We start from the raw sequence: 11,011 nt of genomic DNA, 5'->3' as shown, positions 1-11,011 counted from the left end.
TTGATTTTTGGCACGCTGTTGAGTTCTCAAGGTGCGGACGCTTCCTTTGTACTGACCCTCGCGGGCTTTCCTCCGGGCGCTTCCTTCGTTCTTGCGTTGTTCTTGCGTTTCCGACTCTATCAGATCTTTTCGGACCCGATTTCCTCGGTGCTTTCCAGGTCTTCGCTTTCGCGTTTCCCTTTCCGGCGGTTCCGACTCTATCAGTGTTTTTCTGTCTCTCTGACCACTTGCCGGCACCCGATAAAGGGGCATGCAAAAGCGATCTCGAGATCGAGGTTCACTGATGGGAATCGATGGCCCACCGACCGGTTGTTCACGCGGTGTTCACGTGGGACGGTCAGGCAGGACTCACGACAGTACACCTCTGCCGGAGCCCGGGCAAATCGATGCCGACTTGTGGTCTAGTCCACCGGTCTAGTCCACTAGTCTCCGTGCCGAAGGGCGAGTCCGGTTCGGGCACCAACTTCGGACGAACCCGTACATGCTGTGACTTATCCTTCGTAAGAGTACGCCGTCAGCAACAGGTAGTGACGGCGACACGACGAGCCCCACCCCTGGGAGGCCCCCATGACCAGCGTGACGTCCCCACTCGCCGGGCGCGCCATCGGACTCGCGGCAGTGCCGGATCCGGTGTTCTCCGGCGCCATGGTGGGACCGGGCACCGCCATCGACCCCGTGCGTGAGCCCTCGGAGGCGGTGTCCCCCGTCGACGGGGTGGTCGTCTCCCTTCACCCCCATGCGTATGTAGTGGTCGACGCCGAGGGCCACGGAGTCCTCACCCACCTCGGGATCGACACGGTCCAGCTCAACGGCGAGGGCTTCGAGCTGCTCGTCAGCAAGGGCGACACCGTTACCCGTGGCCAGGCCATGGTGAAGTGGAACCCCGCGGCCGTGGAGGCTGCCGGCAAGTCCCCCGTCTGTCCCGTCGTGGCGCTCGAGGCCACCGCCGATGCGCTCGGCGACGTCGTTGAGTCGGGAGACGTCAAGGCCGACGACCTCCTGTTCAACTGGGCATGATCGTTCGCCCGTCGAGGGCTAGTCGTATATCCATCGCGGCGGGTGGGTCCGCCGCTCAATCGGAGACGGGTGAAATGGAGACAACGCTGCGAGGCGTCGGCGTGAGCCACGGTGTGGCGATCGGCGAGGTTCGGCACATGGGGACGGCCGTTCTCGAACCGCCGGCCAAGCAGATCGCCGCGGAGGAGGCGGAGCGCGAACAGGGGCGCGCCCGCAAGGCCGTGAGCGCTGTGGCCGCCGACCTGATCGCGCGCGGCCAGCTGGCTGGTGGCGAGGCCCAGCATGTGCTTGAGGCCCAGGCCATGATCGCCGAGGATCCCGAGCTCATGGCGGACGTCGACCGGCGGATCGCCGTCGGCAGCACGGCCGAGCGGGGCGTGTACGACGCGTTCGCCTCGTACCGCGAGCTGCTCGCCGGGGCCGGCGAGTACATGGCCGGCCGGGTGGCCGACCTGGACGATGTACGGAACCGCATCGTGGCGCGGCTGCTGGGTGTGCCGATGCCGGGTGTGCCGGACAGTGACGAGCCGTATGTGCTGATCGCGCGGGACCTGGCTCCCGCCGACACCGCGCTGCTGGACCCGACGCTGGTGCTCGGCTTCGTCACCGAGGAGGGCGGGCCGACCAGCCACAGCGCGATCCTCGCGCGGGCGCTGGGTGTGCCGGCCGTGGTGGCGCTGCCGGGTGCCTGTGAGCTGGCCGAGGGCACGGTCATCGCCGTGGACGGTTCCACCGGTGAGATCTTCGTCGAACCGAGCACCGAGAAGAAGGCCGAGCTGGCCGCCGCGGCTGCGGAGCGGAAGGCGGCTCTCGCCGCTTCCTCCGGTCCGGGTGCCACCTCCGACGGACACAAGGTGCCGCTGCTCGCCAATGTCGGCGGTCCGGCGGACGTGCCGGCGGCCGTGGAGGCGGGGGCCGAGGGTGTGGGCCTGTTCCGTACCGAGTTCCTGTTCCTGGACGACAGCAAGAAGGCGCCGTCCGAGGAGAAGCAGATCGAGTCGTACCGCAAGGTGCTGGAGGCCTTCCCGGAGGGCCGGGTTGTGGTGCGGGTGCTGGATGCCGGTGCCGACAAGCCGCTGGACTTCCTGACTCCGGCCGATGAGCCGAACCCGGCGCTGGGCGTGCGGGGCCTGCGGTCGCTGCTGGACCACCCGGAGGTGCTGCGGACGCAGCTCACCGCGCTGGCCAAGGCGGCCGAGGGGCTGCCGGTCTATCTCGAGGTCATGGCACCGATGGTGGCCGACCGGATCGACGCCAAGGCCTTCGCGGACGCCTGCCGCGCGGCCGGGCTGCGGGCGAAGTTCGGCGCGATGGTGGAGATCCCGTCCGCCGCGCTGCGGGCCCGCTCGATCCTGCAGGAGGTCGAGTTCCTGTCGCTCGGTACCAATGACCTGGCGCAGTACGCGTTCGCCGCCGACCGTCAGGTGGGTGCGGTGTCGCGGCTGCAGGATCCGTGGCAGCCCGCGCTGCTCGACCTGATCGCCATGTCCGCCGAGGCGGCCAGGGCCGAGGGCAAGAGCTGTGGTGTCTGTGGCGAGGCTGCCTCGGATCCGCTGCTGGCCTGTGTGCTGACCGGTCTGGGTGTCACCTCTCTTTCGATGGGTGCCGCCTCGATTCCCTATGTCCGGGCGACGCTCGCCAAGCACACGCTCGCCCAGTGCGAGCGGGCCGCTGCCGCGGCGCGTGCAGCGGACAACGCCGAGGAGGCGCGGCTCGCCGCGCAGGCGGTGTTGTCCGGCGAGTAGCCGGGGGGGTGAATGCATGGCCGAGGGGTCTTCGCCGGGTGCGGTGAGGGCCCCTCGGGCGTGTGCGGGATCGGCGGGATCAGCGGTGCGGGTGTGGGGGGTCGTCGACCTTGTACCCGGGGCAGTATTCGACGCCCGGTTCGGGGGCGACGGGGTCGCCGGTGTCGGCGTCGGTGCAGTAGGCGTTGAAGACGGCGGCGGCGGTGAGCGGGATCAGGGTGCCGCCGTCGAGGCGCCAGCCGTGGACGCGGTCGCGGAATCCTTCCGTGGTGCTGCGGAGCACCACTCCCCCGGGGCGGGACAGGGCGATGCCGACGGCGAGGACGGTGACGAAGTCGATGCCCTCCCGGCCGGGGAGGCGGGGCGGGCTGCCGGGTGGGTCGGTGGCGCCGGCCGTCTCGGCGTGGAGGACGGCGATGAGCTGCTCGTCTTCGGTGGGGATGCTGCAGACCAGGTGGTGGTGGCCCGGGCCGGCTCCGTCGAGGAGGGCTTTGACCACGCGGCCGGCCTGTTCGAAGGAGGCTTGGCCGATGTCCTCCCCGCAGTCGGCGCAGTGGCCGAGGCCGGCCAGGAGCATGGTGGCGTACTCCCAGGTGGCCTGGCGGACGGCCTCGTCGACGAGGAGGGGGACGAGTTCGTCGATGGGCTGTCCGGTGTACGGCAGGCCCGTGCCGGCGCCGGCCAGTTCCGCGGTGAAGCGGGTGCGGGCGGCGGCGGTGTCGGGGTCCAGGCCGGATTCGGCGCAGTACTCGGCGTATTCCTCGGGGTCGAAGAGGGCGACGGTGGTGTGGATGCCGTCGGCCGCGAGCGAGCGGAGCAGGGCGTCGACCTGGCGGAGGTAGTCCTGGTGGTCGTCGAAGGAGAAACTGCGGTAGCCGCGCATGGCCGCGAAGTCCTGGGCGTCGGCCACCAGGCCGACGGTGCTGGGGACTTCGCGGCGCAGGCTGCCGCTGGTGTGGGTGCGGGTACGGGTCCGGTTCTTTGGCATGGCTCCCCCTGAGTGGCTGCATCGATCAATGCTCACTCAGCGTAACCATGGCCACTGACAGTGATCTCAGGGACGGCGGGTGCGGGCCAGTTCGGCGTAGAAGTGGAGGAGTTCGAGGTTGTCGACCGAGCCCGGGTTGACCGCCTTGTCCAGCGGGGTTCCCTGGAGGAGGCGCTTGACCGGAACCTCGATGCGCTTGCCAGTGAGGGTGTGCGGGACCGCCGGGACCTCGATGATCTCGTCCGGGACGTGGCGCGGGGAGAGTTCGGCGCGGATCGTCTGCTTGATCCGGTCGCGCAGGGCGTCGTCCAGGGTGGCTCCGGGGGCGAGGTGGACGAAGAGCGGCATCCAGTAGCCGCCGTCCGGCTCTTCCAGGCCGATGACCAGGGATTCCTTGATCTCGGGGAGGCGTTCCACCGCCTCGTAGATATCGGCGGAGCCCATCCGGACGCCCTGCCGGTTGAGGGTGGAGTCGGAACGGCCGTGGATGATCACCGAACCGTGGTCGGTGATGGTGATCCAGTCCCCGTGCCGCCAGGCGCCCGGGAACATCTCGAAGTAGCTGTCGCGGTAGCGGCTGCCGTCGGGGTCGTTCCAGAACCGGATCGGCATGGAGGGCATGGGGTTGGTGACGATGAGCTCGCCGACCTCGCCGGTGAGGGGCTTGCCGGACGGGTCCCAGGACTGGAGGTCCGTACCGAGGCAGGCGGCCTGGAGCTCGCCGATGTGCACGGGGAGGGTGGGGACGGCGCCGGCGAAGCAGCTACAGACGTCCGTGCCGCCGCTGACCGAGGCGATCCACAGGTCTTCGGCCACCTCGTCGTGCAGCCAGCGGAAGCCGTCGGGCGGGAGCGGGGAGCCGGTGGTGGCCACGCACTTCACGGTGGAGAGGTCGAAGTCGCGGCCCGGGTGGACCTCGGCCTTCTTGCAGGCCATGACATAGGCGGCGGAGGTGCCGTAGAGGGTGGCGCGGGTGCGTTCGGCGATCCGCCACTGGGCGCCGGTGTCGGGGTAGCCGGGGCTGCCGTCGTAGAGGACCACGGTGGTGCCGGTGAGCAGGCCGGAGACGAGGAAGTTCCACATCATCCAGCCGGTGGAGGTGTACCAGAAGAACCGGTCCTCGGGGCCGAGGTCGCAGTGCAGGCCGAGCTGCTTGAGGTGTTCGAGGAGGATGCCGCCCTGGGACTGGACGATCGCCTTGGGCAGGCCGGTCGTGCCGGAGGAGTACAGCACCCACAGCGGGTGGTCGAAGGGGACCTGCTCGAAGACGGGCGCGGTGTCGGCCGCGGTGAGGGCGGCCCAGTCGAGGGCGCCGTCGGGGGCGGAGGTGCCCAGCAGAGGGATGTGGACGACGGCGCGGAGGGAGGGGAGCTCGCGGCGGAGCTCCTCGACGGTGTCGCGGCGGTCGTGCTCCTTGCCGCCGTAGCGGTAGCCGTCGACGGTGAACAGGACCACCGGCTCGACCTGCTGGAAGCGGTCGAGGACGCTGCGGGCGCCGAAGTCGGGGGCGCAGGAGGTCCACACCCCGCCGACGGCGGCGGTGGCGAGCAGGGCGACGACGGCTTCGGGGATGTTGGGCAGGTAGCCGCTGATCCGGTCGCCGGGGCGGACGCCGAGCGCGCGGAGTTCGGCGGCGAGGGAGCCGACCTGGCGGCGGAGCTCGGCCCAGCTGACCGGGGTGGGCTCGTGGGTCTCGTCCACGTGCAGGAGGGCCGGGTCGCCGGCCCGGGCCGGGTCCTCGGCGGCGCGCAGCGCGTGCTCCGCGTAGTTGAGGGTGGCGCCGGGGAACCAGCGGGCGCCGGGCATGGAGCGGTCGGCGAGGACCTCGGTGGGCGGGGTGGTGAAGCGTACGTCGAACCACTCGGCGACGGCCTGCCAGAAGGCCGGGAGCTCGTCGACGGACCAACGGTGCAGAGCGGCGTAACCGCCGTCCGCCGGGGCTCCGTGGTGCTCGGCCGCCCAGGACTGGAAGGCGGTGATCCGGGCGGCGGCGATCCGGTCGGGGCCCGGGGTCCAGAGGGGGGCGGACGAACTGGCTGCGGTCATGGGTCGGCTCCCGGGGGTGTGCGGCGGTGCGCCTCGTGTGCGTACGGTGCCGGCGCGCGGTGGGTGGGTGCGCGGCGGCGCTCACAGGGACCATGCCATGTGATCGACATCCGCACCAGAGCGGTCGGGGGTGGCCGGTCTTGATCCTTTCGTGGGTGAACGGCAGCTGAACGCAGCACGCTCGGCCGGGGGCCGGTGGCAGGGTGAACGGCATGAACGGTCAAGGTCGTGATCTGGTACGGGCGCTGAAGGATCTCGGTACGGCGCGGGGCCGGCGCGCCTGGCTCTCCGCGGTGCGCCACCGGCGTGCGGACGCGGCTGCGCTGCCGCCGCGGGGGCCGGAGCGGGCCCGGGTGCCGGGGCTGCTGATGGGGGCGGACCCGCGGCCGGGCGGGGGCGTGCTGCGGTTCGCGCGGTCCGAGCTGCTGGTGCGGGTGACGGTGGGCGGGGCGGTGTTCTGGGGCTGGGACGGGGCGGAGCCGACGCCGTCGTACGCGGTGCTGGGGTCCGGGCCGGAGCCGGACGGGCGGGTGGTGCTGGAGCCGGACACCGGGGGTGGCTGGCGGGTGGTGTCGGAGCGGGTGACGGTGGCGGTGTCCCGGCACGGGGCGGTGGAGGTACGGACTCCGGGCGGGACGGTGCTGCGGCGGGAGCTGCCGCCGCGGTGGTGGGAACCCATGGTTCCGGCCTCGGGGGGTATGGATCCGCGGGGCTCGGCTGAGCGGGGTTCCGCTTCCGAGGGCATGGCTTCGGGCGGGTCGGCTGAGCAGGGTTCCGGTTCGGGAAGCGGGGCTTCGGGGGGCGGTTCCTGGGAGCGAGGTGAGGGGCGCTGGTTGCAGCGGTCCGAAGTGCCGGCGGACGCCCGCTTCTTCGGGCTGGGCGGCCGGGCTTCCGGGCCGCGGCTCCGGGACGGGGTGTACCGGCTGTGGAACTCGGATCCGCGGGGCGGCTTCGGGCCGGCCGACGACCCGCTGTACATCACCATGCCGGTGCAGATGGTGGTCGCGGACGCGGCCAGCCACCTGATGTTCTACGACAACCCGTGGGACGGCCGGGTCACCCTGCGCGAGGGCGAGGAGGGAGCGGGCTCCGGCCCGGACCGGCCCGGGGTGAGCGAGCTGCGGATGGAGGGCGGGCCGCTGCGGTGCTGGGTGCTGGTGGGGACCCCGGCCCGGGTGTTGCAGGGCTGGTCGGGGCTGACGGGCGGGGCGGCGGTGCCACCGGAGTGGGCGCTGGGCTACCAGCACGCGCGCTGGGGGTTCGGGACGGCGGCGGAGGTCCGGCGGGTGGTGGCGGGGTACCGGGAGCGCGGGCTGCCGCTGTCCGCGGTCCATCTGGACATCGACCACTACGACGGGCACCGGGTCTTCACCGTGGACCGGGAGGCGTTCCCGGATCTGCCGGGGCTGGCGCGGGAGCTGGCGGCGGAGGGGACGCGGCTGGTGTCGATCGTGGATCCGGCGGTGAAGGTGGAGCCGGGCGTCCCGGGGTCGGTGTACGAGTCGGGGCGTGCGGTGGGCCCGTCGGGCGCCTTCGTCCGGGACGCGGCCGGGCGGGAGGTGCGCGGGGAGGTGTGGCCCGGGGAGTGCGGGTATCCGGACTTCACCGATCCGGCGGTGCGTCAGTGGTGGGGCGGGCTGTACGAGGAGCGGTTGAAGAACGGCTTCGCCGGGTTCTGGCACGACATGAACGAGCCGGTGTCCTTTGCTCCGTTCGGGGACGCGACCCTGCCGAGGTCGGCCCGGCACGTCCTGGACGGGGCGGGCGGCGATCACCGGGCGGCGCACAACGTGTACGCGCTGGGGATGGCGCAGGCCGGGTGGGAGGGCCTGGTGCGGTTACGGCCGGAGGAGCGGCCGTTCCTGTTCTCCCGGTCGGGGTGGGCGGGGATGCAGCGGTACGGGGGCACCTGGTCAGGGGATGTGGAGAGCAGCTGGGAGGGGCTGCGGGCCTCGCTGGCGCTGGTGCTGGGGCTGGGGCTGTGCGGGGTGCCGTATTCGGGGCCGGATGTGGGGGGCTTCGGCGGTTCGCCGAGTCCGGAGCTGTATGCGCGGTGGTTCCAGCTGGGGTCCTGGCTGCCCCTGTTCCGTACCCATGCGGCGATCTGGGCGGGGCGCCGGGAGCCGTGGGAGTTCGGCCCGGAGGTGCTGGCCGCGGCCGAGGCAGCGCTGGCGGAGCGGGAGCGGCTGCGCCCGTACTTCCTGGCGTTGGCGCATCTGGCGCGGCGGACGGGTGCGCCGTACGTGCGACCGCTGTGGTGGGGTGCGCCGGAGGACCGGGCGCTGCGGGACTGCGAGGACGCGTTCCTGCTGGGGGACGCGCTGCTGGTGGCGCCGGTGCTGGAGTGCGGGGCGGACCGGCGGGCGGTGCGGCTGCCGCGCGGCCGGTGGTACGACACGGCGACCGGGCGGGCGTACGAGGGGCCGGGGCAGGTGCTGCTGGATGCGCCGCTGGGCCGGATCCCGGTGCTGGCGCGGGCCGGTGCGGTGATCCCGGTCCGGGAGGGCCTGGAGGTGTGGGCTCCGGCGCGGGGGCGGACGGGCGGCGGGGTGCGGGTGGTGCGGGAGGAGAGCGGCGGGGAGCTGGAGCGGTTCGTGTCGCGGTGGCGGGAGGACGAGGTGGTGCTCGAGTGGGAGGACGGGCGGCCGGCCGAGTTCGGCGGGGGCGAGGCGGTGGTCGTCCGGGGCGAGCGCTGAGGCGGTCCCCTCCGGGGGTGGGCCCGCCGTGAGGCGCGCTCCCCTTGGCGGGGCCCCTGCTGAGGCATGCTCCCCGGGCCGTGGGCCCGCCGTGAGGCGCGCTCCCCCTGGCGGGCCCCGGCTGAGGCATGCCCCCCTGGCGGGGCCCCCGGCCGAGGCGCGCTCCCTGGGCAGGGATCGAGCCCTGAAGCCGCTCCCCGGGCGAAGCCATGGGTGCCGGCCGGCGCGGAGGCTGGTGTCCTGCGTGCGTCCCCGCCCGGGGCGCGTGCCCGCTCCCCCGGACGGGGTCGGCAGGGATGACGGGGCCGGGAAGTGGTCATGATGACGGTATGACTGACGATCACAACACCGAGGGGCCGGCCGTGGTGCGCCTCGCGAAGTACACGAAGGCGGATCTGGCGGAGATCCTCGGCGCGGGCGACGATCCGTTCGGTGTCGCGCACACCGGTCTGACCTGGCTGCCGAAGAACGTGCACTTCGGCATCCGGCGGGAGGGACGGCTGGTGGCGCACACGGGCCTGCTGAGGCTGCCGCTGTCGGTGGGCGGGGTCGAGTCCGAGGTGATGGGTGTGGGCGGCGTGGCCGTGGCACCGGATCTGCGCGGGCAGGGGCTTGCCCGCCGGGTCGTGGCGGCGGCGCTCGACCACGCCCGGACCATGGGGCCGCGGCACGGGCTGCTCTTCTGCCGGCCGCCGCTGGTGTCGCTCTACCGGCGCCTCGGGTGGCGGCCCCTCACCGGGGACGTGCAGGTCGAACAGCCCACAGGTCCCGTGCTGATGCCGCTGCGGACGATGTGGACGCCGCTGCACGAGGGGGCCGACTGGCCGGCCGGGCCGGTGCGGCTGCTCTCGCTGCCCATGTGACCGGCGCCGGGGTCAGGCGTATCAGGCGTACCGGCCCTCGAACCAGGAGCGGGCGGCCTGGGTGTGGAGCGGGAAGGCCAGTTCCGCCGGGGTGCGCAGGAGGTGCCAGCCCGAGGTCTCGTCGGTGGGGACGGAGGGCGGCAGGGTGGCCGCGGGGCGGGGCGGCAGCAGGCCGAAGAGGAGGAGGTGGCCGGCCGGGGAGCTGAGGGCGTCGGCCAGGACGACCTCGGAGGCCTCGGCCAGGATGCCGGTCTCCTCGCGGAGTTCGCGGACCACTGCCTCGCGCCAGTCCTCGCCGAAGTCGATGAACCCGCCGGGGAGGGCGATGCCGCCGAGGGCGGGTTCGATGGTGCGGGTGATGACCACCAGGCCGGTGCCGTCAACGTCCCGGACCGGGAGGAGGGTGACGGCGACGGGGAGCGGGTTGCGATAGGCGGAGGTGCCGCAGGCGGTGCAGGTGCGGGGCCAGGCCCCGGTGGTGAACGGGGTTCCGCAGGCGGAGCAGTGCGAGTCCTTCGCCGGTGTGGGCATGGCGTCATGGTAGGTGAGGGCCATGAAGTCGATGCGCGGGGCATGGGGCGCGGCGGTCGTGGTCTCGGTCGCGGTCGTGGGCTCGGTGGTCGCGGTGGCGGACGGGGGCCGGGCGGACGACGGGGGTTCGCTGGCTGCCCATGGGTTCGTGGCTCTGCGGGAGGTGGATCCGACGGTCCGGCAGGACATCCGCTATGCCACGGACCGCAATTTCACGGGCGCGGCAGTGCCGGGGTACGAGGAGCCGCTCTGCCTGTTGACGCGGCCGGCCGCACAGGCGCTGCGGCGGGCCCAGCGCGGTCTGCTGCGGAGGGGCTACTCGCTGACCGTGTACGACTGTTACCGGCCGCAGCGGGCGGTGGACCGGTTCGTCCGGTGGACCCGGGAACCGGAGGACGCCCGGATTCGGGCGGAGTCCCATCCGCGGGTGGCCAAGTCCCGCCTGATCGCGGACGGTTACATCGCCGAGCGGTCCGGGCACAGCCGCGGAAGCGCCGTCGACGTCACCCTGACCACCCTGGGCGGGCAGCCGCTGGACCTGGGGACCCCCTTCGACTTCTTCGATCCGCTGTCGCACACCGACGCTCCCCAGGTCACCGGTCCGGCCCGCGCGCACCGGCAGTTGCTGAAGGGCGCGCTGGGCGAGCAGGGGTGGGTGAACCTGCCGGAGGAGTGGTGGCATTTCCGGTTGGCGGACGAGCCGTATCCGGACCGGTACTTCGATGTCCCGGTCGGTTCCGCTGCGGTGCGGCCGTGAGTACCGTGCCCGCATGACCTTCGGTTCGTATGAAGAATTCTGGCCCTATTACGTCGCCATGCACGCGCGGGCCGCGACCCGCTGGGTGCATCTGACGGGGACGCTGACCGGGCTCGCCGTCACCGTGTACGGGCTCGCGCGCGGCCGGAAGCGGTATCTCGCGGCGCTGCCGCTGATCGGGTACGGGACGGCCTGGCCCGCGCATTTCCTGATCGAGGGCAACAACCCGGCCACCTTCGGGCATCCCGCCTGGTCGCTGCGCGGGGATGCGCAGATGATCCGGATGATGCTGTCCGGGCGGGACGCGGAGCTGTCGGAGATCGCCGAGAAGTGGCTGACCGAGAACCGGTGACCCGGCCGGGGGTGCC

General features: G+C 72.5%; 9 protein-coding genes. 6 read left to right on the top strand and 3 right to left on the bottom strand.

The window, feature by feature from the left end:
- The first annotated feature begins 567 nt into the window (after window positions 1–567).
- Window positions 568–1,017, top strand: a complete 450-nt coding sequence (locus ABT123_RS34510; RefSeq protein WP_351322036.1) for a PTS sugar transporter subunit IIA — start codon at window positions 568–570, stop codon at window positions 1,015–1,017.
- Between the two features lie 74 nt (window positions 1,018–1,091).
- Window positions 1,092–2,762, top strand: a complete 1,671-nt coding sequence (gene ptsP / locus ABT123_RS34505; protein ID WP_351322034.1) for a phosphoenolpyruvate--protein phosphotransferase — start codon at window positions 1,092–1,094, stop codon at window positions 2,760–2,762.
- Between the two features lie 79 nt (window positions 2,763–2,841).
- Here ptsP and ABT123_RS34500 read toward each other — a convergent pair whose 3' ends face one another.
- Complete coding sequence (locus tag ABT123_RS34500; protein ID WP_351322032.1) at window positions 2,842–3,750, bottom strand: DUF8829 domain-containing protein; 909 nt, start codon at window positions 3,748–3,750, stop codon at window positions 2,842–2,844.
- Between the two features lie 66 nt (window positions 3,751–3,816).
- Window positions 3,817–5,796 carry an acetoacetate--CoA ligase gene (locus ABT123_RS34495; protein ID WP_351322030.1) on the bottom strand — a complete coding sequence of 660 codons (1,980 nt, stop codon included), beginning with the start codon at window positions 5,794–5,796 and terminating at the stop codon, window positions 3,817–3,819.
- A 212-nt stretch (window positions 5,797–6,008) separates the two neighbouring features.
- Here ABT123_RS34495 and ABT123_RS34490 point away from each other — a divergent pair, with 212 nt between their 5' ends.
- Both ABT123_RS34490 and ABT123_RS34485 read left to right on the top strand, forming a co-directional pair.
- The gene (locus ABT123_RS34490; RefSeq protein ID WP_351322028.1) at window positions 6,009–8,492 is read left to right on the top strand and encodes a glycoside hydrolase family 31 protein; all 2,484 of its coding nucleotides are present in this window, start codon (window positions 6,009–6,011) and stop codon (window positions 8,490–8,492) included.
- A gap of 329 nt (window positions 8,493–8,821) precedes the next feature.
- A complete protein-coding gene (locus tag ABT123_RS34485; protein WP_351322025.1) occupies window positions 8,822–9,355 on the top strand; it encodes a GNAT family N-acetyltransferase in 534 nt (177 codons plus the stop codon).
- 21 nt (window positions 9,356–9,376) lie between these two features.
- Here ABT123_RS34485 and ABT123_RS34480 read toward each other — a convergent pair whose 3' ends face one another.
- Window positions 9,377–9,886 carry an NUDIX domain-containing protein gene (locus tag ABT123_RS34480; RefSeq protein WP_502971154.1) on the bottom strand — a complete coding sequence of 170 codons (510 nt, stop codon included), beginning with the start codon at window positions 9,884–9,886 and terminating at the stop codon, window positions 9,377–9,379.
- A gap of 22 nt (window positions 9,887–9,908) precedes the next feature.
- On the opposite strand from ABT123_RS34480, the gene ABT123_RS34475 reads away from it, so the two are divergent.
- Both ABT123_RS34475 and ABT123_RS34470 read left to right on the top strand, forming a co-directional pair.
- Complete coding sequence (locus tag ABT123_RS34475) at window positions 9,909–10,643, top strand: M15 family metallopeptidase (RefSeq protein WP_351322021.1); 735 nt, start codon at window positions 9,909–9,911, stop codon at window positions 10,641–10,643.
- Between the two features lie 13 nt (window positions 10,644–10,656).
- Window positions 10,657–10,995, top strand: a complete 339-nt coding sequence (locus tag ABT123_RS34470) for an Mpo1-like protein (protein ID WP_351322020.1) — start codon at window positions 10,657–10,659, stop codon at window positions 10,993–10,995.
- Window positions 10,996–11,011 lie beyond the last annotated feature (16 nt).

The sequence above is a fragment of the Streptomyces sp. NPDC002054 genome (assembly GCF_040296685.1).
Lineage (GTDB): Bacteria > Actinomycetota > Actinomycetes > Streptomycetales > Streptomycetaceae > Streptomyces.
Note: the sequence above shows the minus strand (reverse complement) of the source record. Positions and strands in the feature narration are given on the sequence as shown.